The organism is Vibrio cidicii (genome assembly GCF_009665415.1).
Taxonomy (GTDB): Bacteria; Pseudomonadota; Gammaproteobacteria; order Enterobacterales; family Vibrionaceae; genus Vibrio; species Vibrio cidicii.
The window spans coordinates 1,720,917-1,742,092 of the sequence record NZ_CP035921.1 but is presented as its reverse complement, the minus strand read 5'-3'; the positions used below and the strand labels follow the sequence as shown (position 1 = coordinate 1,742,092).

16 protein-coding genes, 3 tRNA genes, 3 rRNA genes, 1 pseudogene and 1 riboswitch are annotated in these 21,176 nt (G+C 50.0%); of the genes and pseudogenes, 7 read left to right on the top strand and 16 right to left on the bottom strand.

What is annotated here, in order from left to right:
- Position 1: 1 nt before the first annotated feature.
- Together thiC and crcB are read right to left on the bottom strand one after the other, a co-directional pair.
- Complete coding sequence (gene thiC / locus EWA64_RS08935) at positions 2 to 1,939, bottom strand: phosphomethylpyrimidine synthase ThiC (RefSeq protein WP_061893148.1); 1,938 nt, start codon at positions 1,937 to 1,939, stop codon at positions 2 to 4.
- Positions 1,940 to 2,092: 153 nt separating this feature from the next.
- A riboswitch (TPP riboswitch) is annotated at positions 2,093 to 2,191 on the bottom strand.
- A 72-nt stretch (positions 2,192 to 2,263) separates the two neighbouring features.
- Positions 2,264 to 2,644 carry a fluoride efflux transporter CrcB gene (gene crcB, locus EWA64_RS08930; protein ID WP_061893147.1) on the bottom strand — a complete coding sequence of 127 codons (381 nt, stop codon included), beginning with the start codon at positions 2,642 to 2,644 and terminating at the stop codon, positions 2,264 to 2,266.
- Positions 2,645 to 2,843: 199 nt separating this feature from the next.
- Between crcB and EWA64_RS08925 the strand changes: the two are divergent.
- Positions 2,844 to 3,859: pseudogene (locus EWA64_RS08925) on the top strand (IS630 family transposase); the annotation flags it as partial.
- Between the two features lie 112 nt (positions 3,860 to 3,971).
- On the opposite strand, the gene EWA64_RS08920 reads toward EWA64_RS08925, so the two are convergent.
- The 6 genes from EWA64_RS08920 to EWA64_RS08895 form a co-directional block, all read right to left on the bottom strand.
- Positions 3,972 to 4,048, bottom strand: a tRNA-Asp gene (locus EWA64_RS08920).
- A gap of 58 nt (positions 4,049 to 4,106) precedes the next feature.
- Positions 4,107 to 4,222 (bottom strand): 5S ribosomal RNA (rrf, locus tag EWA64_RS08915).
- A 111-nt stretch (positions 4,223 to 4,333) separates the two neighbouring features.
- A 23S ribosomal RNA gene (locus tag EWA64_RS08910) occupies positions 4,334 to 7,220 on the bottom strand.
- 298 nt (positions 7,221 to 7,518) lie between these two features.
- Positions 7,519 to 7,594 (bottom strand) — tRNA-Ala (locus EWA64_RS08905).
- Between the two features lie 8 nt (positions 7,595 to 7,602).
- Positions 7,603 to 7,679: transfer RNA gene (locus EWA64_RS08900), tRNA-Ile, on the bottom strand.
- A gap of 62 nt (positions 7,680 to 7,741) precedes the next feature.
- Positions 7,742 to 9,284: ribosomal RNA gene (locus EWA64_RS08895) — 16S ribosomal RNA — on the bottom strand.
- The 16S, 23S and 5S rRNA genes sit together here with 3 tRNA genes alongside, the layout of an rRNA operon.
- Positions 9,285 to 9,788: 504 nt before the next feature.
- Here EWA64_RS08895 and EWA64_RS08890 point away from each other — a divergent pair.
- A complete protein-coding gene (locus tag EWA64_RS08890; RefSeq protein ID WP_061893138.1) occupies positions 9,789 to 10,340 on the top strand; it encodes a gamma carbonic anhydrase family protein in 552 nt (183 codons plus the stop codon).
- Here EWA64_RS08890 and EWA64_RS08885 read toward each other — a convergent pair.
- From EWA64_RS08885 to tsaC, 4 genes are all read right to left on the bottom strand, one after another.
- Positions 10,330 to 10,593, bottom strand: a complete 264-nt coding sequence (locus tag EWA64_RS08885; RefSeq protein WP_061893137.1) for a DUF1488 family protein — start codon at positions 10,591 to 10,593, stop codon at positions 10,330 to 10,332. The two genes, EWA64_RS08890 and EWA64_RS08885, sit on opposite strands and share 11 nt — an antisense overlap.
- A 3-nt stretch (positions 10,594 to 10,596) precedes the next feature.
- Positions 10,597 to 11,430: a shikimate dehydrogenase gene (gene aroE, locus EWA64_RS08880; protein WP_061893136.1), complete on the bottom strand. Its 834-nt coding sequence runs from the start codon at positions 11,428 to 11,430 to the stop codon at positions 10,597 to 10,599.
- 73 nt (positions 11,431 to 11,503) lie between these two features.
- Positions 11,504 to 12,421 (bottom strand): oxygen-dependent coproporphyrinogen oxidase, encoded by a 918-nt coding sequence (hemF, locus tag EWA64_RS08875; RefSeq protein ID WP_061893135.1) that lies wholly within the window; start codon positions 12,419 to 12,421, stop codon positions 11,504 to 11,506.
- Between the two features lie 29 nt (positions 12,422 to 12,450).
- Positions 12,451 to 13,008: an L-threonylcarbamoyladenylate synthase type 1 TsaC gene (tsaC, locus tag EWA64_RS08870; RefSeq protein WP_061893134.1), complete on the bottom strand. Its 558-nt coding sequence runs from the start codon at positions 13,006 to 13,008 to the stop codon at positions 12,451 to 12,453.
- A gap of 183 nt (positions 13,009 to 13,191) precedes the next feature.
- Here tsaC and purE point away from each other — a divergent pair, with 183 nt between their 5' ends.
- Positions 13,192 to 13,677 carry a 5-(carboxyamino)imidazole ribonucleotide mutase gene (gene purE / locus EWA64_RS08865; RefSeq protein WP_061893133.1) on the top strand — a complete coding sequence of 162 codons (486 nt, stop codon included), beginning with the start codon at positions 13,192 to 13,194 and terminating at the stop codon, positions 13,675 to 13,677.
- A gap of 4 nt (positions 13,678 to 13,681) precedes the next feature.
- The gene (locus EWA64_RS08860; protein ID WP_061893132.1) at positions 13,682 to 14,815 is read left to right on the top strand and encodes a 5-(carboxyamino)imidazole ribonucleotide synthase; all 1,134 of its coding nucleotides are present in this window, start codon (positions 13,682 to 13,684) and stop codon (positions 14,813 to 14,815) included.
- Between the two features lie 71 nt (positions 14,816 to 14,886).
- On the opposite strand, the gene EWA64_RS08855 is transcribed toward EWA64_RS08860, so the two are convergent.
- From EWA64_RS08855 to EWA64_RS08840, 4 genes are read right to left on the bottom strand one after another with little or no spacing between them, the layout of a single operon-like run.
- Positions 14,887 to 15,465 (bottom strand): DNA topoisomerase family protein, encoded by a 579-nt coding sequence (locus EWA64_RS08855; protein WP_061893131.1) that lies wholly within the window; start codon positions 15,463 to 15,465, stop codon positions 14,887 to 14,889.
- A 21-nt stretch (positions 15,466 to 15,486) separates the two neighbouring features.
- The gene (locus EWA64_RS08850; RefSeq protein WP_061893130.1) at positions 15,487 to 15,966 is read right to left on the bottom strand and encodes a DUF494 family protein; all 480 of its coding nucleotides are present in this window, start codon (positions 15,964 to 15,966) and stop codon (positions 15,487 to 15,489) included.
- A 2-nt stretch (positions 15,967 to 15,968) separates the two neighbouring features.
- Positions 15,969 to 17,072, bottom strand: a complete 1,104-nt coding sequence (gene dprA, locus EWA64_RS08845; protein ID WP_039460915.1) for a DNA-processing protein DprA — start codon at positions 17,070 to 17,072, stop codon at positions 15,969 to 15,971.
- On the bottom strand, positions 17,072 to 18,169 hold the full coding sequence (locus EWA64_RS08840) for a LysM peptidoglycan-binding domain-containing protein (RefSeq protein WP_061893129.1): 1,098 nt from the start codon (positions 18,167 to 18,169) through the stop codon (positions 17,072 to 17,074). Before EWA64_RS08840 ends, dprA begins: the two co-directional genes overlap by 1 nt.
- 138 nt (positions 18,170 to 18,307) lie before the next feature.
- Between EWA64_RS08840 and def the strand changes: the two genes are divergently transcribed.
- The 3 genes from def to rsmB all read left to right on the top strand — a co-directional run bounded on the left by def (position 18,308) and on the right by rsmB (position 21,160).
- A complete protein-coding gene (gene def / locus EWA64_RS08835; RefSeq protein ID WP_061893128.1) occupies positions 18,308 to 18,820 on the top strand; it encodes a peptide deformylase in 513 nt (170 codons plus the stop codon).
- Positions 18,821 to 18,853: 33 nt separating this feature from the next.
- Complete coding sequence (fmt, locus tag EWA64_RS08830; protein WP_061893127.1) at positions 18,854 to 19,801, top strand: methionyl-tRNA formyltransferase; 948 nt, start codon at positions 18,854 to 18,856, stop codon at positions 19,799 to 19,801.
- Positions 19,802 to 19,879: 78 nt separating this feature from the next.
- Positions 19,880 to 21,160: a 16S rRNA (cytosine(967)-C(5))-methyltransferase RsmB gene (gene rsmB, locus EWA64_RS08825; RefSeq protein ID WP_061893126.1), complete on the top strand. Its 1,281-nt coding sequence runs from the start codon at positions 19,880 to 19,882 to the stop codon at positions 21,158 to 21,160.
- Positions 21,161 to 21,176: the final 16 nt, after the last annotated feature.

Genomic DNA, 21,176 nt, shown 5'->3' with positions numbered 1-21,176 from the left:
GTTACTCCTCCACACTGGCCATGGTAGCAGGGTGATAGAGCTCTGAACCAGAAGCTTTAAACTCTGCCGATTTTTGTCGCATTCCTTCCAGTGGATCGTCAATCAGCTTAATTTCAATTTCTTCGCCATCAGCCGTTTGTAAATCCTTGGCGTACTCACGAACTTCTTGAGAGATTTTCATCGAGCAGAATTTGGGTCCACACATAGAGCAGAAATGGGCAACCTTGCCCGATTCTTGTGGTAGCGTTTCATCGTGATAAGCCCGGGCGGTATCCGGATCGAGCGACAGATTGAATTGGTCTTGCCAGCGGAACTCAAAACGGGCTTTTGATAGCGCGTTGTCACGCACTTGAGCTCCCGGATGCCCTTTAGCTAAGTCGGCAGCATGCGCGGCCAGCTTGTAGGTAATTAGCCCCGTTTTCACATCGTCCTTATTGGGCAGCCCTAGGTGTTCCTTTGGTGTTACGTAGCAAAGCATGGCACAGCCATACCAGCCAATCATGGCCGCACCAATCCCAGAAGTAATGTGGTCATAACCAGGGGCAATATCCGTGGTTAACGGGCCAAGGGTGTAAAATGGCGCTTCATGACAATGCTTAAGCTGTTCGTCCATGTTCTCTTTTATCATGTGCATCGGAACATGCCCGGGGCCTTCGATAATCACCTGAACGTCGTATTCCCAAGCAATTTTAGTGAGTTCTCCCAGCGTTCTTAACTCAGCAAACTGCGCTTCATCGTTCGCATCCGCAACGGAGCCGGGACGAAGCCCATCACCCAAAGAAAGCGCCACATCATACTTCGCACAAATCTCGCAAATTTCCCGGAAATGGGTATACAAAAAACTCTCTTGATGGTGTGCCAGACACCATTTGGCAATGATGGATCCGCCACGAGAGACAATGCCGGTCACACGCTTCGCCGTCATCGGAATATAACGTAGCAGTAGGCCTGCATGGATAGTGAAGTAGTCAACGCCTTGCTCAGCCTGTTCAATCAGTGTATCGCGCATAACTTTCCAGTTAAGGTTTTCCGCAATACCATTTACCTTCTCTAAAGCTTGATACATAGGGACAGTACCAATTGGCACCGGGCTATTACGCAGGATCCACTCGCGAGTTTCGTGAATGTTACGCCCTGTAGAGAGATCCATGACGGTATCGCCACCCCAGCGCGTAGCCCAAACTAGCTTTTCCACTTCTTCTTCAATTGAAGATGTGACTGAAGAGTTGCCAATGTTAGCGTTCACTTTGACCAAGAAGTTACGACCAATGATCATTGGCTCAGATTCAGGGTGATTGATATTGGAAGGGATAATCGCACGTCCTTCTGCCACTTCTCGGCGGACAAATTCTGCGCTAATTTCTTTGGGTAGATTGGCACCAAAACTTTGCCCAGGATGCTGCTGAGTTAATACCTCATCACGATACTGTGCCCTGCCCATATTTTCACGCAGCGCAATGAATTCCATTTCGGGCGTGATAATGCCCTTACGTGCGTAATGCAATTGCGTAACACAATGGCCCGTTTTAGCGCGACGAATACGCGGTAAATTGCCGTAACGTAACTCGTCTAACGTCTCATCATCTAAACGCTGTTTGGTGTAGACCGAACTCACTTCATCGAGAACTTCAGTGTCAGCACGTTCAGCAATCCAGCCCTCTCTTAGCTTGGGCAAGCCGTTATAGAGGTCAATAGTGTGCTGTGGATCGGTATAAACGCCAGACGTATCGTAGACTCTAATCGGCTCATTGGGCGCCAAAATAGGAGCCTCTTTTGAACCACCGATGAGGCTATCCGCCAGAGATATTTCGCGCATTGGCACTCGAATATCAGGCCGAGAACCTTCGACATAAATTTTGTTGGAATTGGGGTACGCTTGTACTGAAAGAGTATCAATGAACTGTTTGGCTTCCAGTCTCGCTTGCTTGCGATTCGACATAGCATTTTTCCTTTCTTGTTATGCAAGATAAAAAGGTGACGGATGAAAATGCTTGGCGGAAAAATGCGACAAGAGGGATCGAACTTACACAAATTGCAGATGGCTCTGCGCGCAAAATTCGAACTTTGATAAGACACTAGTAGAATTTAGCTACTAAAATCTTCTCTTGTTCCCTTCGCAGGTATTAACCTGATCAGGTTCAACGGATCCCGAATAAACGGTCTCAGCCTTATGGCACTCCGACAAGTGAAGCGATTATAAGCAATCGACTTGGTTAAACCAAGCTGACCTGTAAAAAATTTGTTGGAAAATTAGATTTGAACATCACTGCTTTAAGAGCTGAAATCCAAACCATGCAGCGCCAATACTTAGCGTCACATTGAGCAGAATATTCAGCCCCATCTTAAGAAAAGCACCTTGCTGCATCAGTAGCACATTGTCCATGGAGAAGGTTGAAAAGGTCGTCAGGGCACCAAGAAAGCCTAAACCAATAACTTGCCGCCAAGGTTCAGTAGCGAGTAGTTCGCTTTCGAATGCCGCGATCAAAAGCCCCATGACAAATGATCCGACAACGTTTACGGTCAAGGTTCCATAAGGAAAACCGCGCCCAAATAATAAAACACAGAGCTCAGACACTAGATAGCGAGAGCAGGCACCAAAAGCCCCTCCTAAAGCGATAAACCCCAATATAGCTAGCTGCCCCATAATGACCTCACAATCTTAAAACGACGATATTGTAACCACCACAGTAAAAATAGCGAGTTTAAAACTTCCGTTTCCAGCGATATCTATGTTTGATGCGATGTAAAAAGAAAAGGTTACAGGTGTCACTTTGCGCTATCTAATACCAATCTAAGAAAAACATGGTCTACTTGAAGCCATTCAACGATAAAACTCATTCGCTATGGACAGTCTCAATAATATCGACTTTAAAAAGCTCGCAAGCCAGCAGAAATCTATTCAGATGAAAATGAGACTGCTGGCCCTCGCTCATTTCAAAGATGGACACTCTCGCACCCAAATCGCCAAGTTTCTTATGGTAAGCCGAACCAGTGTTAATAAGTGGGTTCACACTTTTCTTGAAGAAGGGTTAGAAGGGCTGAAGGAAAAGCCAAGAACGGGACGACTACCCTTCTTAACTTCTGAGCAAAGAGCGCAATTGAGCCAATACATAAAAAATAAAGCCAATGATACACAAGGCGGACGACTGACTGGAGCCGATATCCACGCTTATATCGTGAAAGAATTTGGCCAGCACTACCACCCGGATTCTATCGATTACCAGCTCGACCACATGGGCTTCTCTTCGCTCCAGGCATCCTAGACAATCCCAGCAAATCCAAGACGATTTTAAGAAAATTCAAAATTGAAACGATCCTGAACATCCCAGGACATATCGCTTTAGAGCATGTTGATGTCTGGTTTCAAGATGAAGCCAAATTTGGGCAACAAAACACAACAACACGGTTATGGGCAGAGAAAGGAACACGTCCCAGAGCCGTGAAGCAACAACAATTTGAATATGCGTATCTGTTTGGTTCTGTCTGTCCCGCTAGAGGTATTGACGAGGCAATGGTCGTTCCTTGGGTTAACAAGAACATTATGGTTGAGCATCTGAAGCAGATCTCCGCGGTGACCGAAAAAGGTCGTCACGCAGTGGTCATTATGATTGGCGCGGGTTGGCATACCAATGACATTGCTGAGCCATTTGATAATGTCAGTATCATCAAGCTCCCACCTTATTCACCAGAGCTCAACCCGATAGAACAAGTGTGGAGTGGGTTAAGACAACACTATCTCGCCAATCCATCTTTTGCGGATTACGAAGACATTGTCTCCAAAGTATGTAGGGCTTGGAATAGTTTTTTGGAATGTTCGGCCAGAGTCAGACAGATGTGCTCGAGAAGATGGATAGACCTGAAAGTTAATTTTCCAGATTGGTATGACATGAGCAAGATGCATTCCCTTGAAAGAAAAATTCATCACGCTGAAAACGACAAAACCCAGTCCGAAGACTGGGTTTCTGAATAAGTGGCGGAGCGGACGGGACTCGAACCCGCGACCCCCGGCGTGACAGGCCGGTATTCTAACCAACTGAACTACCGCTCCACACGGTGTCTATTTTAAGTCTTACCTTGTCAGCGCTTCAAATAAACGGATGTTCAAAGCCTGGCGATGTTCTACTCTCACATGGGGAAGCCCCACACTACCATCGACGCTGTTTCGTTTCACTTCTGAGTTCGGGATGGAATCAGGTGGGTCCAAAACGCTATGGTCGCCAAGCAAATTCTTTCTCTCTATTTCTAGAGAATAATTCGGAAAGCTGTTTCAGTTCTTTTTAACACATTCAAATTTGTTCTTGCTTTGAGTCCACCAAAACCCTTTGGGTGTTGTATGGTTAAGCCTCACGGGCAATTAGTACAGGTTAGCTCAACGCCTCACAGCGCTTACACACCCTGCCTATCAACGTTCTAGTCTCGAACAACCCTTTAGGATACTTAAAGTATCAGGGAAGACTCATCTCAGGGCTCGCTTCCCGCTTAGATGCTTTCAGCGGTTATCGATTCCGAACTTAGCTACCGGGCAATGCGTCTGGCGACACAACCCGAACACCAGAGGTTCGTCCACTCCGGTCCTCTCGTACTAGGAGCAGCCCCCTTCAATCTTCCAACGCCCACGGCAGATAGGGACCGAACTGTCTCACGACGTTCTAAACCCAGCTCGCGTACCACTTTAAATGGCGAACAGCCATACCCTTGGGACCGACTTCAGCCCCAGGATGTGATGAGCCGACATCGAGGTGCCAAACACCGCCGTCGATATGAACTCTTGGGCGGTATCAGCCTGTTATCCCCGGAGTACCTTTTATCCGTTGAGCGATGGCCCTTCCATTCAGAACCACCGGATCACTATGACCTGCTTTCGCACCTGCTCGAACCGTCATTCTCGCAGTTAAGCGGGCTTATGCCATTGCACTAACCTCACGATGTCCAACCGTGATTAGCCCACCTTCGTGCTCCTCCGTTACTCTTTGGGAGGAGACCGCCCCAGTCAAACTACCCACCAGGCACTGTCCGCGACCCCGATGAGGGGCCAACGTTAGAACATCAAACATACAAGGGTGGTATTTCAAGGACGGCTCCAACGCAACTGGCGTCACGTCTTCAAAGCCTCCCACCTATCCTACACATGTAGGTTCAATGTTCAGTGCCAAGCTGTAGTAAAGGTTCACGGGGTCTTTCCGTCTAGCCGCGGGTACACTGCATCTTCACAGCGATTTCAATTTCACTGAGTCTCGGGTGGAGACAGCGTGGCCATCATTACGCCATTCGTGCAGGTCGGAACTTACCCGACAAGGAATTTCGCTACCTTAGGACCGTTATAGTTACGGCCGCCGTTTACCGGGGCTTCGATCAAGAGCTTCGCTTGCGCTAACCCCATCAATTAACCTTCCGGCACCGGGCAGGCGTCACACCGTATACGTCATCTTGCGATTTTGCACAGTGCTGTGTTTTTAATAAACAGTTGCAGCCACCTGGTATCTGCGACTCTCGTCAGCTCCATCCGCGAGGGACTTCACCATCAAGAGCGTACCTTCTCCCGAAGTTACGGTACCATTTTGCCTAGTTCCTTCACCCGAGTTCTCTCAAGCGCCTTGGTATTCTCTACCCGACCACCTGTGTCGGTTTGGGGTACGATTCCATCAAATCTGAAGCTTAGAGGCTTTTCCTGGAAGCATGGCATCAATGACTTCACTACCGTAGTAGCTCGACGTCGTGTCTCAGCCTATAGAGTATCCGGATTTACCTAAACACTCAGCCTACGCACTTGAACCTGGACAACCGTCGCCAGGCCCACCTAGCCTTCTCCGTCCCCCCATCGCAATTTGATCGAGTACGGGAATATTAACCCGTTTCCCATCGACTACGCCTTTCGGCCTCGCCTTAGGGGTCGACTCACCCTGCCCCGATTAACGTTGGACAGGAACCCTTGGTCTTCCGGCGGGGAGGTTTTTCACCCCCCTTGTCGTTACTCATGTCAGCATTCGCACTTCTGATACCTCCAGCATGCTTTACAACACACCTTCAACGGCTTACAGAACGCTCCCCTACCCAATGTTCAAAGAACATTGCCGCAGCTTCGGTTTACAACTTAGCCCCGTTACATCTTCCGCGCAGGCCGACTCGACTAGTGAGCTATTACGCTTTCTTTAAATGATGGCTGCTTCTAAGCCAACATCCTAGCTGTCTAAGCCTTCCCACATCGTTTCCCACTTAGCTGTAATTTGGGACCTTAGCTGGCGGTCTGGGTTGTTTCCCTCTCCACGACGGACGTTAGCACCCGCCGTGTGTCTCCCGGATAGTACTTACTGGTATTCGGAGTTTGCAAAGGGTTGGTAAGTCGGGATGACCCCCTAGCCTTAACAGTGCTCTACCCCCAGTAGTATTCGTCCGAGGCGCTACCTAAATAGCTTTCGGGGAGAACCAGCTATCTCCGAGTTTGATTGGCCTTTCACCCCTAGCCACAAGTCATCCGCTAATTTTTCAACATTAGTCGGTTCGGTCCTCCAGTTGATGTTACTCAACCTTCAACCTGCCCATGGCTAGATCACTCGGTTTCGGGTCTAATGCTAGCAACTATACGCCCAGTTAAGACTCGGTTTCCCTACGGCTCCCCTAGATGGTTAACCTTGCTACTAACATTAAGTCGCTGACCCATTATACAAAAGGTACGCAGTCACACCACGAAGGTGCTCCTACTGCTTGTACGTACACGGTTTCAGGTTCTATTTCACTCCCCTCACAGGGGTTCTTTTCGCCTTTCCCTCACGGTACTGGTTCACTATCGGTCAGTCAGGAGTATTTAGCCTTGGAGGATGGTCCCCCCATATTCAGACAGGATAACACGTGTCCCGCCCTACTCGATTTCACTGAACATGCGCCTATAACTACGGGACTATCACCCGGTATCGTTGGCCTTTCCAGACCATTCGTCTAACGCATATAAAGCTTAAGGGCTAATCCAATTTCGCTCGCCGCTACTTTCGGAATCTCGGTTGATTTCTTTTCCTCGGGGTACTTAGATGTTTCAGTTCTCCCGGTTCGCTTCGCTGCACTATGTATTCATGCAGCGATACTGGCTTATGCCAGTGGGTTTCCCCATTCGGAAATCGGTGACTCAAGTGGCTCTTACTGCCTCATCACCGCTTATCGCAAGTTAGTACGTCCTTCATCGCCTCTGACTGCCAAGGCATCCACCGTGTACGCTTAGTCACTTAACCATACAACCCGAAAGGGTCTTTGTTAAACAACCAAGGTTGCTATCTCATTATTTGAATGAGCGAGATAGCTTTGATTTGCCGGACTCAATTTTGAATCGTCACTTAAAAGTGACATTCCCAAGAACACTTGAATGTGTTTTGTTGGTGTTTGTCATAAAGACAAACATTGAGAACTTTACAAGCAATCTATCCATAAAGATAAATTACTTTGTCAGCTTTCCAAATTGTTAAAGAGCAAGATTTAACTTTCTATTGAAAGAAACCATGTTTAAAAGCACTCATTGAATGCGCTTAAAGATGGTGGAGCTATGCGGGATCGAACCGCAGACCTCCTGCGTGCAAGGCAGGCGCTCTCCCAGCTGAGCTATAGCCCCATCAATAGTGGTGGGTCTGAGTGGACTCGAACCACCGACCTTACGCTTATCAGGCGTACGCTCTAACCACCTGAGCTACAGACCCACTAGATGCTCTAATCTAAACCGTATCAATCTGTGTGAACACTCATCGCAATAATCATCGTATAAGGAGGTGATCCAGCGCCAGGTTCCCCTAGCGCTACCTTGTTACGACTTCACCCCAGTCATGAACCACAAAGTGGTGAGCGTCCTCCCGAAGGTTAAACTACCCACTTCTTTTGCAGCCCACTCCCATGGTGTGACGGGCGGTGTGTACAAGGCCCGGGAACGTATTCACCGTGGCATTCTGATCCACGATTACTAGCGATTCCGACTTCATGGAGTCGAGTTGCAGACTCCAATCCGGACTACGACGCACTTTTTGGGATTCGCTCACTTTCGCAAGTTGGCCGCCCTCTGTATGCGCCATTGTAGCACGTGTGTAGCCCTACTCGTAAGGGCCATGATGACTTGACGTCGTCCCCACCTTCCTCCGGTTTATCACCGGCAGTCTCCCTGGAGTTCCCACCATTACGTGCTGGCAAACAAGGATAAGGGTTGCGCTCGTTGCGGGACTTAACCCAACATTTCACAACACGAGCTGACGACAGCCATGCAGCACCTGTCTCAGAGCTCCCGAAGGCACTCCAGCGTCTCCGCCAGATTCTCTGGATGTCAAGAGTAGGTAAGGTTCTTCGCGTTGCATCGAATTAAACCACATGCTCCACCGCTTGTGCGGGCCCCCGTCAATTCATTTGAGTTTTAATCTTGCGACCGTACTCCCCAGGCGGTCTACTTAACGCGTTAGCTCCGAAAGCCACGGCTCAAGGCCACAACCTCCAAGTAGACATCGTTTACGGCGTGGACTACCAGGGTATCTAATCCTGTTTGCTCCCCACGCTTTCGCATCTGAGTGTCAGTATCTGTCCAGGGGGCCGCCTTCGCCACCGGTATTCCTTCAGATCTCTACGCATTTCACCGCTACACCTGAAATTCTACCCCCCTCTACAGTACTCTAGTTTGCCAGTTTCAAATGCAATTCCCAGGTTGAGCCCGGGGCTTTCACATCTGACTTAACAAACCACCTGCATGCGCTTTACGCCCAGTAATTCCGATTAACGCTCGCACCCTCCGTATTACCGCGGCTGCTGGCACGGAGTTAGCCGGTGCTTCTTCTGTAGGTAACGTCAAATGATAGCGCTATTAACACTACCACCTTCCTCCCTACTGAAAGTGCTTTACAACCCGAAGGCCTTCTTCACACACGCGGCATGGCTGCATCAGGCTTGCGCCCATTGTGCAATATTCCCCACTGCTGCCTCCCGTAGGAGTCTGGACCGTGTCTCAGTTCCAGTGTGGCTGATCATCCTCTCAGACCAGCTAGGGATCGTCGCCTTGGTGAGCCCTTACCTCACCAACTAGCTAATCCCACCTGGGCATATCCTGACGCGAGAGGCCCGAAGGTCCCCCTCTTTGGCCCGTAGGCATCATGCGGTATTAGCCATCGTTTCCAATGGTTATCCCCCACATCAGGGCAATTTCCCAGGCATTACTCACCCGTCCGCCGCTCGCCACCCGAGAAACAAGTTTCTCTGTGCTGCCGCTCGACTTGCATGTGTTAGGCCTGCCGCCAGCGTTCAATCTGAGCCATGATCAAACTCTTCAATTAAAAATTTTTTTGAAGCTTTCGCTTCGGCTCAATGAATACTGATAAGTTTCTAGTTCCTAGAAAACTTGAATTGACTGTGCTCGATACCGAAGTATCAAATTGGTCACTCAGTTCATTGATAAATCTTTTGCGATTATCATCAACGAGTGCCCACACAGATTGATAGGTTTATATTGTTAAAGAGCTTTCTTCCTGCTTCAGTGACTGAGTCACCGTGGAAGAGGCGGCCATTTTAGCGAGTTAAGTTTTTGTGTCAACCACTTTTTCAAAACTTTTTCAGGTTTGTCACCTGGCTAAAATACCTTGCTGATTTGTCTTGGTTCCTTATGGAGCCTTGCCGTGTCAGCGAGGTGGCATTATAGAGATTGCGATCACATTGGCAAGCCATTTTTGCACTTTATTTTGCTTTTTTTGCCTTATGGGTGTTTTTTACGCATAAAAGGGCATTTTTGCTACTTAAGTAACCGAAACCTTCAGCCTTAAACCTAAATTCAAGGAGAAATAATGAGCTCAATTAGAAGTTATAAAGCTATTTGTCCACAGATCGGCGCTCGCGTTTACATCGATAGCAGCTCGGTTTTAGTTGGAGACATCCACATTGGCGATGATTCGAGCATTTGGCCGCTGGTTGCCGCACGTGGTGATGTCAATCATATTCGTATTGGCGAACGTAGCAATATCCAAGATGGTAGTGTTTTGCACGTCACACATAAAAATGCCGCCAACCCCGATGGCTATCCACTGATCATTGGTAATGATGTTACCGTCGGGCACAAAGTGATGCTGCATGGCTGCACGATAAAAGATCGGGTTTTGGTCGGTATGGGGGCGATTGTGCTGGATGGCGTAATAATAGAAGAAGAGGTGATGATCGGCGCAGGCAGTTTAGTTCCTCCAGGAAAAGTCTTAGAAAGTGGCTACCTCTACGTGGGCAGCCCAGTAAAGCAAGCTCGTCCTTTAACCGACAAAGAGCGAGCATTTCTGCAAAAGTCCGCGGATAACTACGTGCAAAACAAAAATGACTACCTCAGCCAAGTAAAGGTCATCAACGAATAACTATGTGGCCTTCGTCATCGAAGGCTTCCTCTTCAATGAACTCTTCGGCTATTTCTTCAAGATCAAAACGACACTGAGCAAATGCACTTAGCGCTTGTTCTTGGTTCACAACCGTCGACATGGTTAATTGCTCTAGCGTCGCTTTCTCGACAAAGCACTGAATCAGAGCCCCAGATTGCTGCGCAGCAAACTGCACCGCCTGACGATTCTCATCCCAACTCTGTATATCGGGGAACAAAATGGCTTGGTTCATTGACTACTGACCTTCTAGGTTTTTACGTAATTCACGTAATATCTGCTTTGCGCTCGGCCGCAAGCCGCGCCACAACATAAAACTCTCTGCCGCTTGGTTGACCAGCATTCCCAAGCCGTCATACGCTTGGGCGACACCATGCGCTTTAGCCCATTGGTTAAATGTCGTATCCCCTTTGCCATACATCATGTCGTAGCTAATGCTGCTGGTGGTAAATATAGCGGAGCTGACAAAGGGAAGTTCGTCACTCAAAGATGCCGAGGTGGAATTGATAATAACATCGTACCCTTCCTCAATTGCACTCATCTCTTTAGCCATAACTGGCCCATAGGGGGAAAATAGCTCCGCAAGCGCCTGCGCTTTGGCGAAGGTGCGGTTGGTAATAGTCAACGATGCGGGCTGCTGTTGCAATAAAGGCAGGAGCACACCCCGCGCGGCGCCACCAGCACCGATTAACAAGATTTTTGCGCCACTAAGCGACACTTGATACTGCAATAAATCTTGCACTAACCCTGCACCATCGGTGTTATCACCAATGATCTCACCGTCATCTAGTTTCTTTAAGGTATTCACGGCCCCTGCCAGTTGCGCGCGCTCGGTTAAGCGATCCGCCAATTGATAAGCCTCTTCCTTAAACGGCACCGTCACATTACACCCTTTTCCACCTGTGGCAAAAAAGGCGTTTGCGGCGGACTGAAAACCATCCAGCGGAGCGAGCTCTGCGGTATAGCTTAGGGACTGATTGGTCTGGCGAGCAAACAGGGTATGGATAAACGGCGATTTACTGTGCCCGATCGGGTTACCAAACACCGCATAGCGATCAAGTTGCTGGGTCATTTCCTTACCTTAAAAACAAAACAGGGCCATCTGATTCGATGACCCTATCATTATCTCCTTGAGGAGAAAAGCGTTACCAATCTCTCGGCTGGAGGAACTCGTCATACAAGCGCGCTTCCGCCGAACCCGGTTGTGGCTGATAAGCGTATTCCCAGCGAGCCAATGGCGGCATAGACATCAATATCGACTCAGTTCGTCCGCCACTTTGCAGACCAAACAAGGTGCCACGATCGTAGACCAAATTAAATTCCACATAACGACCTCGACGATAGAGTTGGAACTCCCGCTCGCGCTCACCGTATTCAAGTGCTTTGCGGCGTGAGACGATTGGCAAATACGCCTGACAATAGCCTTCCCCCACCGCCTTGAGATAATCAAAGCATTTATCAAATTCCCATTGGTTCATATCGTCAAAGAATAAACCACCCACACCGCGAGTTTCGTTGCGATGTGGCAGGAAGAAGTATTGGTCGCACCACGCCTTGTGCTCAGCGTAAACCGTCTCGCCAAACGGCGCGCATAACGCTTTGGCCGTTTCATGCCATGATTGGCAATCTTCTTCAAACGGATAGAAAGGCGTCAGGTCAAAGCCGCCACCAAACCACCAAATCGGCGCTTCGCCCTCTTTTTCAGCGATAAAAAAACGCACGTTGGCGTGTGAGGTCGGTACATAAGGGTTTTTCGGATGCATCACCAGAGAGACGCCCATCGCTTCAAAACGCCGCCCAGCCAACTCCGGGCGATGCGCTGTGGCAGAAGCTGGCATCATTTGGCCCTGCACGTGAGAAAAATTCACCCCACCTTGCTCAAACACATCACCATCACGCATTACCCGCGTGCGGCCTCCACCGCCCAGTTTTTCTCCAGGTTCACGCTGCCAAGCATCCTCGACAAACAGCGCTCGTCCATCTTCTTGTTCTAATTGCTGACAAATTGCATCCTGCAGTGCCATCAAATACTGCTTCACTGCTTGTTTATTGATTGCTGACATTCTTTACTTACCTTTGAAGCAATGCAGGGTTATCCCTGTCTTAATATTTGTGCGCTTCGCACATCGCGAATTTCACTCGGTTTTGTTCGCCCACCCGTTTCACCAATGAGTATGGCGTGAACTTTATCGCCCAACTGCTGTTGCACTTGTTGCAAAGTGAGACAGGCAGGAAGCCCGGACAGATTGGCGCTGGTAGAGGTTAACGGCTTTGCAAAGGCGATGCACAACTTTTGCACCAAAGGATGATCGCTGACACGCACCGCGACCGTGTCATACTGTCCCGTGACCCAAGATGAGGCAGACGTGCTGGCAGGAACCACCCACGTATACGGCCCCGGCCAGCTTTGCTGCATGCGTTCGATCTCAATGTCAGTCAGAGCGTCTCGGTCGATGTAGGGCCACAACTGATCAACATTGGCTGCAATCAAAATCAGCCCTTTATCGACCGGGCGCTGTTTGATTTCCAGCAGCTTACCGATCGCTCTACTGTTATCCGGATCGCAGCCCAAACCAAATACCCCTTCGGTCGGGTAAGCGATAACGTCGCCTTGCTGTAAAGCACGCAGCACCTGTTGAAAATTGTCCATCCCATATCTACCCACTGTTTGATTCGTTCTCAGTGTACAAACAATTCTCTCAGTGAGCGAAAAGGAATTGCATGAGTTCAGCGATTAGCAAAAAGCGCAAACGTTTGCTTGACACCAAAAACCCCGTATAATGCGCACAAATTTTATCAGCTCACCCAATTATGCAGCTTGAAGGAGTTTGAGATGAAAGTCGGTATCATCATGGGTTCTAAATCGGATTGGCCAACCATGAAATTGGCAGCAGAAATGTTGGACAAATTTGGGGTTGAATACGAAACCAAAGTGGTCTCGGCACACCGCACCCCTCAACTTCTGGCTGAATACGCGTCCACCGCCAAAGCGCGCGGACTCAAAGTGATCATTGCTGGTGCAGGCGGCGCTGCGCATTTACCCGGCATGACCGCCGCATTCACTAGTTTGCCCGTACTTGGCGTTCCGGTGCAATCGCGCGCACTCTCAGGACTGGACTCGCTCTACTCCATCGTGCAAATGCCAAAAGGCATCGCGGTTGGCACATTGGCGATCGGTGAAGCAGGGGCGGCCAACGCAGGGTTGTTAGCTGCGCAAATTCTCGGCACCCATGATGAGGCTATCATGGCACAAGTCGAAGCGTTTCGCGCCGAGCAAACCGAAAGCGTCCTTGCTCATCCAAATCCGGCCGAGGATTAATCCCATGCATGTACTGGTTCTTGGTGCGGGTCAATTAGCTCGCATGATGTCTCTGGCTGGTGCGCCACTGAATATTCAGATCTCCGCCTACGATGTGGCTAGCGGTAATATCGTCCATCCTCTGACTCAACATCTGCTCGGCCATGGCTTAGAAAATGCCATTGAACAAGTCGATGTGATTACCGCAGAATTCGAGCACATTCCTCATGATGTACTTGATGTCTGTCAAGCGAGTGGCAAGTTTTTACCTAGCACGCAAGCGATTAAAGCCGGTGGCGATCGTCGCTTGGAAAAAGCGTTGTTGGATAACGCGGGCGCGCGCAATGCAAACTATTACATCATTGAGACGCGTGAAGATTTTTCTCGGGCGATAGAGCATGTCGGTGTACCTATGGTGCTCAAAAGCGCCTTGGGGGGCTATGATGGTAAAGGCCAGTGGCGCTTGAAAGATGCCACTCAGGCGGAGACTATCTGGAAGGAAATGGCCGAATGCATTGCGGCCACGCCAACCCAAGCGATTGTCGCTGAAGAGTTTGTCCCCTTTAACCGTGAAGTCTCATTAGTCGGCGCGCGAGCCAAAGATGGCCACGTCGAAGTGTATCCTTTGGCGGAAAACGTACACACCAACGGCGTTCTGAGCCTTTCTACCGCAATCGATGCGCCCGAGCTGCAAGCCCAGGCAAAGCAGATGTTTACCGCGGTCGCGGAGAGCCTCGATTACGTGGGTGTGCTGGCGCTGGAGTTTTTTGATGTCGATGACCAACTGCTGGTGAATGAGATCGCGCCTCGAGTACATAACTCTGGCCATTGGACACAGCAGGGCGCGGAGACCTGTCAGTTTGAAAATCATCTGCGTGCCGTATGTGGCCTGCCACTTGGCAGTACTAAGCTGGTGCGTGAAACGGCGATGATCAATATTCTCGGCGAAGAGAGTTTGCCTGAGTCGGTGCTCGCGATGGCTGGCTGCCATGTTCATTGGTATGGCAAAGAAAAACGTACAGGACGCAAGATGGGACACATCAATGTGTGCGGTGACTACAGCGGAGAATTGCAACGCCGTTTGTGCGCGTTAGCCAAAGTGCTGGACGCCGATGCGTTTCCGGCCGTGCAAGCCTTTGCCAGCAAATGGCGTGATTAATTCAATCGCTGATGATAACGAAGATAACAAAGGGGCAGGCACATGGCCCCTTTGTTATTTAAGCGACCTCTTTAAGATTCAGTACCACTCGATTGCACATGCTGGCACTTACGATCTGCGCACTGATATTTAACCCCGTGAGCGGATTTCTTCTCCACTAATAAAGCATAACCGCATTGCTCACAGCGCCCTTTTACTGGAGCTTGATTGAGCGCGAACTTGCATTTTGGGAACTGATCACAGGCATAGAAGGTTTTACCAAAGCGATTTTTCCGTTCCAGCAAATGGCCTTTTCCACATTCAGGGCAAGCGAACAACACCTTTTGCTCTCTGGGTTCAACTGGATTAATCGATTCAATATGATGGCACTGCGGGTAAGCACTGCAACCGACAAACATGCCATAACGCCCCTGACGTAGCACCAATTCTTGACCACACTCTGGACAGGCGACGCCAAGTTCTTTAACGATATGGCCATCATTGTGATGCAGCGCTTTGATGTAATCACACGCGGGATAGTGGCTACAGCCAAGGAAAGGACCATGTTTGCCGTGCTTTAACACCAATTCTCCACCGCATTTCGGGCACGGCTCACGCTCTAATGCGTGTTCATGCGCCGAAAATAGGGTGTGGTCGATTTTACTACTCATAGATACCGTGCAGGGAAAGCGTTAATGCAAAATGCCTTGTTCTTTGGTGTACAACAGCTCTTCCATCAGCGTGTAGGCGTTTTCATTGCCAGGTACATTAAACAGCACCATCAGAATAATCCACTTGAGATCGTCGAGCTCAAATTCTTTGGTTTCTAGCCCCATCACCCGATCGATCACCATTTCACGGGTTTCGGTGGTCAGCACATTAATTTGCTCGAGAAACAACAGAAAACCACGACTTTCGAGATCCAATCGTTGCATTTCCTGCGCCGTATAGATACGAGTAGAAGCGATGGCGCTACAACGCGAAATAGCTGAGTGCGCATCGCTTTGCTGCAACGCGGCGAGCTCTTCTAACCAAAGAAGGGCTTTATAGATATCTTGTTGGTGAAATCCCGCTCGAAGCAGTTCTTCTTCAAGCTCATCTTGATCCACTTGCAAATCTGCATCGCTATGGATGTAAGTTTCAAACAGATACATCAGTATATCCATCATCATAGCTAGCCCCTCCCCCTTCGAATATAGCCACCGTTAATTGCAACAACATGTCCTGAAAGCTCAAGCTCTAGGAGCTGCATCATGACTTCTTGCACAGGTATATTGGTCCTGTTTGCCAGAATATCAACTGGTGTCGCCTCACTTCCTACGTTAGCTAACAGCTCAGGAAATGGCAATTGTTCTTCGGTATTAAGTGGAGAAAATAAATCTCTCGTCTGCTGCTGATAAGACCAATCCAGTAACGATTGTATTTCACGCAAGATGTCATTGGGCTCAGAGACTAAGCACGCCCCGTTTTTGATCAGTTGATTTCCGCCTCGACCATTCACCGAAGAGATCGAACATGGCAGCGCAAAGACTTCTCGCCCTTGCTCTGCCGCATAACGAGCGGTAATGAGTGAGCCGCTTTTTTCCGCCGCTTCCACAACCAACACCCCTAGCGCTAAGCCACTGATAATGCGATTGCGGCGAGGGAAGTTTTCTGCGCGGGGTTTGGCATCAGGGCGAAATTCAGACACCAACGCGCCGTTCTCGGCGATTCGTTGCGCCAGCTTGCGGTGGCGAGCGGGATAAATGTGTTCCAGCCCTGAGCCGAGCACGGCGATGGTGTCACCACCTGCACTGAGTGCCCCATCGTGAGCGTGGCCATCAATACCCAGCGCTAAACCACTGGTCACAGCAAGCCCCTGTTGAACTAAAAACTCCGCAAACTGCCGAGCATGTTGCAGCCCCTCTAGGCTGGCATTACGACTACCAACCATCGCAAGTTGCGGCTTGCTCAGTGCGCCCACCTCGCCTTTAACAAACAGATAAGGCGGCGCGGCTCCAGCTTCTTTAAGCAGTGGCGGATAATTGTCGTCGGCTAAGGTGAGAATGTGATGATCTTGTTGCAACTGCCAAGTCAGCGCCGCTTCCACATCGCGGCGAGCCTCTTGCCGCAGATAAGCCAGTTGAGCAGTCGAAAACCCCAAGTTGTGTAAAGCATTATCTGAGTAGGAGAGAATATTGAGTGGAGCATCAATACTGAGTAACTTGGCTAATCGCTTTGCGCCAATCTGCGGCGTAAAACTTAAACTTAACCAAGCAATCAGCTCTTGCTCTGACATTAGGGCTCCTGAGTCGAGGGGCTCGGTTCAGGCTCTGAGGGCGGCACAACGATAATGTCTCGGGTGATCGGTTTATTGCTGCGAGTAATCAAAGCAAGACTAAAATAGTCGTAAGGGCGAATCACCATCAGTTCGCCAACGCGCGTTTGTGGCAAGGTGATGGCTTCGTCAGCCGAACCGGATTCATAGCTAAAAGCATCATCTCGGCGATAAACTTCGGCCGAAGCGCTATACAGCTCAAACATATGCCCTTGACGCAGATTGTCCGCTGAACCTTTATCCAGAATCACCACCTGATTGGGCGCACTGTAGTCAATGCCATCAATATTGCCGAGCATTTTTACCGCTAGCCCTTGCGGTGCCGGAGAGGGATAAAAAGTGGTAGACAAGGTATTGAGTTGATTCTCTGAGACGGGTAAAGCGATGTCATTCAACAAAACTTCTTGACGAAGGGCTGTCACTTCAAGACTCGAATAGTCTTCAGCACTTTGACGAAGCTTCCCTTCCGCGACCACACGCAGCGCAACCACTGGCGATGGTAGATCGTCACGGGTAAACTCGGCCACCACACGGTAGATGGCCCACAGCTTTTCACTGTGTTGGCCACTGATAAACAAGCTCTCTTCTTTTGCGAGATATTGATGCCCCTCACTGGTGCCCATCACACGAGCGACCGTGGCAAGCTTTTCTTTTTCTAATAAGCGATCCGATTGGAGATAAGGGAGCACTAAGCTTTCCGCCACAACGGGCAGAGCTTTCTTCTCGGTAATGCGCGCTTTGGGGCTCAAGGTGACCACGGGTTTTAAACTCAGCATCGGCTGACCATTTTTCCACACCAGTGATAACTTATCGCCCGGATAGATTAGATGAGGGTTCTCAATCTCCGGGTTAATCTGCCACAAACGTGGCCACAACCAAGGGCTGTCTAGGTAGAGCGCAGAAATGTCCCACAAGGTATCGCCTTTCACTACCACATAGGTTTTCGGTGCGTCCGCTTTAACCGCCAAAGGCACCGTTTCAGCCTGCGCCATTAACGTAGCGGTACAAAACAGAGGCAATAATATGGCGCGCGACAGCGCTTTAATGGCTAGCTTCATGATTGAGTTCCCTGCCCCAAGAACGGGAGTAACACGCGGAAATTGGTGTCAGGATGCTGTCATTTAGGCTATAAAATGTCTAGAATTGAGCCAACTAGGTTTGTGCTGTTTCGGCACGCTTCAACATTTTGAGTGTATATGTCTGTATTGCAAGTATTAACATTCCCGGATGATCGCCTGCGCACCGTTGCAAAACCGGTCGAAACCGTGACCCCTGAAATTCAGAAAATCGTCGACGACATGATCGAAACCATGTACGACGAAGAGGGCATCGGCCTTGCTGCAACACAGGTGGATATCCACCAGCGTATCGTGGTGATTGATATCTCCGAAAACCGTGATCAACCGATGGTGCTGATCAATCCAGAAATTTTGGAAAAACGCGGCGAAGACGGCATTGAAGAAGGCTGTTTGTCGGTTCCCGGCGCGCGCGCATTGGTACCTCGTGCGGCAGAAGTCACCGTCAAGGCGCTGGATCGTGATGGCAACCCATTCACGCTTGAGGCCGATGATTTATTGGCGATCTGTATTCAACACGAGCTCGACCATCTTCAAGGTAAGTTGTTTGTCGATTACCTCTCGCCGCTTAAGCGCAAACGTATTCAGGACAAATTAGCGAAAATTAAACGCTACAACGAAAAAAACGCCTAATACGACCATTTTGAATTTAGAAGGAAGTCAGCCTTGAGCCAGTCTTTACGTATTGTCTTTGCAGGGACTCCGGATTTCGCCGCCCGTCATTTGGCGGCGTTATTGTCTTCGGAGCACGACGTTATTGCGGTGTACACTAACCCCGATCGCCCCGCGGGCCGGGGTAAAAAACTGGCCGCGCCGCCAGTCAAAGAGTTAGCCCTTGAGCACAACATTCCGGTGTATCAACCGGAAAACTTTAAATCGGCTGAAGCCAAGCAAGCGCTTGCCGACTTAAATGCCGATCTCATGGTGGTGGTGGCTTATGGGATGTTACTGCCGCAAGCGGTACTGGACACGCCCAAGCTCGGTTGTATTAACGTACACGGTTCTATCTTGCCACGTTGGCGTGGTGCTGCGCCGATTCAGCGTTCCATCTGGGCGGGTGATGCCGAAACAGGCGTAACCATCATGCAGATGGACATCGGCCTCGATACCGGTGACATGCTCAAAGTCGCCACTTTACCGATTGAATCGAGCGACACCAGCAGCTCAATGTACGACAAACTGGCGCAGCTTGGCCCGAAAGCGTTACTCGACTGTTTGAGCGAAATTGCCGCTGGCACCGCTGTGGCAGTAAAACAAGACGACGAGCTCGCTAACTACGCGAAAAAACTCAGCAAAGAAGAAGCTCGCATCAACTGGCAAGACGATGCAGCGCACATTGAACGCTGTGTGCGCGCCTTCAACCCTTGGCCGATCAGCCACTTTGACGTGGCCGAAAACAGCATCAAGGTGTGGCAAAGCCGCGTCGCAGAGCAAACCAGCTCGAAAGCGGCTGGGACCATTTTGCAAGCAGACAAAAGCGGCATTTACATCGCCACTGGCAACGGTGTACTGGTTTTAGAACAGATCCAAATCCCGGGTAAAAAAGCGATGCCAGTTCAGGATGTGCTTAACTCGCGCGCGGCTTGGTTTGAAGTCGGCTCGGTGCTGGTTTAATTTTCCGGGCGATGCAATTCGCCTCACTAAGAACTTTACGAGGGCAGAGACGCCCTCTTTAACTTTAAGGTACTCAACATGAATGTTCGCGCTGCGGCTGCCAACGTCCTGTATCTTGTGGTCGACAAAGGCCACTCGCTCTCCAATGCCCTTCCAGAAGCTCAACAATCAATTCGTCCACGTGACCACGCGCTGCTGCAAGAGATCTGCTATGGCGCGTTACGCTATCTTCCTCGTTTGGAAAGCATTGCCAGCCAGTTGATGGAAAAACCGCTCAAAGGCAAACAACGCGTCTTTCATCATCTGATTTTGGTTGGCTTGTATCAACTCGGGCACATGCGCATTCCAGCCCATGCCGCCGTAGCGGATACCGTGGAAGGCGCGCAGGATCTCAAAGGACCACGCCTGCGCGGCCTGATTAACGCGGTGCTGCGTAACTACCAGCGCAACCAAGAACAGCTTGATGCCTTTTCCGTTAGCCACAATGCGGGAAAATACGCCCACCCAAGCTGGCTGCTAAAAACACTACAACAAGCCTATCCGCAGCATTGGCAAGAGATTGTGGACGCCAATAACCAAAAAGCGCCAATGTGGCTGCGAGTCAATCAACAGCACCACGATCGCGATGCCTATGTGGCGCTGCTCAATGATGCAAACATTGATAGCACAACGCACAGCGAAGCAAAAGACGCGATAAAATTGGCCGCGCCTTGCGATGTGCGTGCCCTGCCCGGGTTTGCTGAAGGCTGGGTTTCAGTCCAAGATGCCGCTGCCCAATTGGCACTGCGTTATCTACAGCCACAAGATGGCGAGTTAATCCTCGACTGCTGCGCGGCGCCGGGTGGCAAAACCGCCCATGTGTTAGAGCAGGTAAGCGCGCGAGAAGTGGTGGCGATCGACTGCGATGAAACCCGCCTTAAGCGCGTGACAGAGAACCTGCAGCGCCTCGATCTGCAAGCGCAGGTGATCTGCGGCGATGCACGCTACCCACAGCAGTGGTGGCAAGGCGAACAATTTGATCGCATTTTGCTTGATGCGCCTTGCTCTGCGACGGGCGTGATTCGTCGTCATCCCGACATCAAATGGCTACGCCGCGAGGACGATATTGCGGCCTTGGCCCAACTGCAAAGCGAGATTTTCGATGCAATGTGGACACAGCTCAAACCGGGCGGTACGCTGGTTTACGCCACCTGTTCCATCATGCCAATGGAAAACGTCGAACAGGTCAAAGCGTTTTTGCAGCGCACCCAAGATGCCGAGTTAGTGGGCTCCGATCCTGAGCAGCCAGGGCGTCAAATTCTGCCGGGCGAAGAGGACATGGACGGTTTCTACTACGCGGTACTTCGCAAGCACGCATAAGCACAACAGGCGATTG

Coding starts and splice junctions, on each gene's coding strand:
- rsmB (WP_061893126.1), top strand. CDS start 19,880: ATGAATGTTCGCGCTGCGGCTGCCAACGTCCTGTATCTTGTGGTCGAC.
- aroE (WP_061893136.1), bottom strand. CDS start 11,430: ATGACCCAGCAACTTGATCGCTATGCGGTGTTTGGTAACCCGATCGGG.
- EWA64_RS08850 (WP_061893130.1), bottom strand. CDS start 15,966: ATGATGATGGATATACTGATGTATCTGTTTGAAACTTACATCCATAGC.
- EWA64_RS08890 (WP_061893138.1), top strand. CDS start 9,789: ATGAGCTCAATTAGAAGTTATAAAGCTATTTGTCCACAGATCGGCGCT.
- dprA (WP_039460915.1), bottom strand. CDS start 17,072: ATGTCAGAGCAAGAGCTGATTGCTTGGTTAAGTTTAAGTTTTACGCCG.
- EWA64_RS08860 (WP_061893132.1), top strand. CDS start 13,682: ATGCATGTACTGGTTCTTGGTGCGGGTCAATTAGCTCGCATGATGTCT.
- EWA64_RS08840 (WP_061893129.1), bottom strand. CDS start 18,169: ATGAAGCTAGCCATTAAAGCGCTGTCGCGCGCCATATTATTGCCTCTG.
- hemF (WP_061893135.1), bottom strand. CDS start 12,421: ATGTCAGCAATCAATAAACAAGCAGTGAAGCAGTATTTGATGGCACTG.
- tsaC (WP_061893134.1), bottom strand. CDS start 13,008: ATGGACAATTTTCAACAGGTGCTGCGTGCTTTACAGCAAGGCGACGTT.
- thiC (WP_061893148.1), bottom strand. CDS start 1,939: ATGTCGAATCGCAAGCAAGCGAGACTGGAAGCCAAACAGTTCATTGAT.
- EWA64_RS08885 (WP_061893137.1), bottom strand. CDS start 10,593: ATGAACCAAGCCATTTTGTTCCCCGATATACAGAGTTGGGATGAGAAT.
- EWA64_RS08855 (WP_061893131.1), bottom strand. CDS start 15,465: ATGAGTAGTAAAATCGACCACACCCTATTTTCGGCGCATGAACACGCA.
- crcB (WP_061893147.1), bottom strand. CDS start 2,644: ATGGGGCAGCTAGCTATATTGGGGTTTATCGCTTTAGGAGGGGCTTTT.
- purE (WP_061893133.1), top strand. CDS start 13,192: ATGAAAGTCGGTATCATCATGGGTTCTAAATCGGATTGGCCAACCATG.
- def (WP_061893128.1), top strand. CDS start 18,308: ATGTCTGTATTGCAAGTATTAACATTCCCGGATGATCGCCTGCGCACC.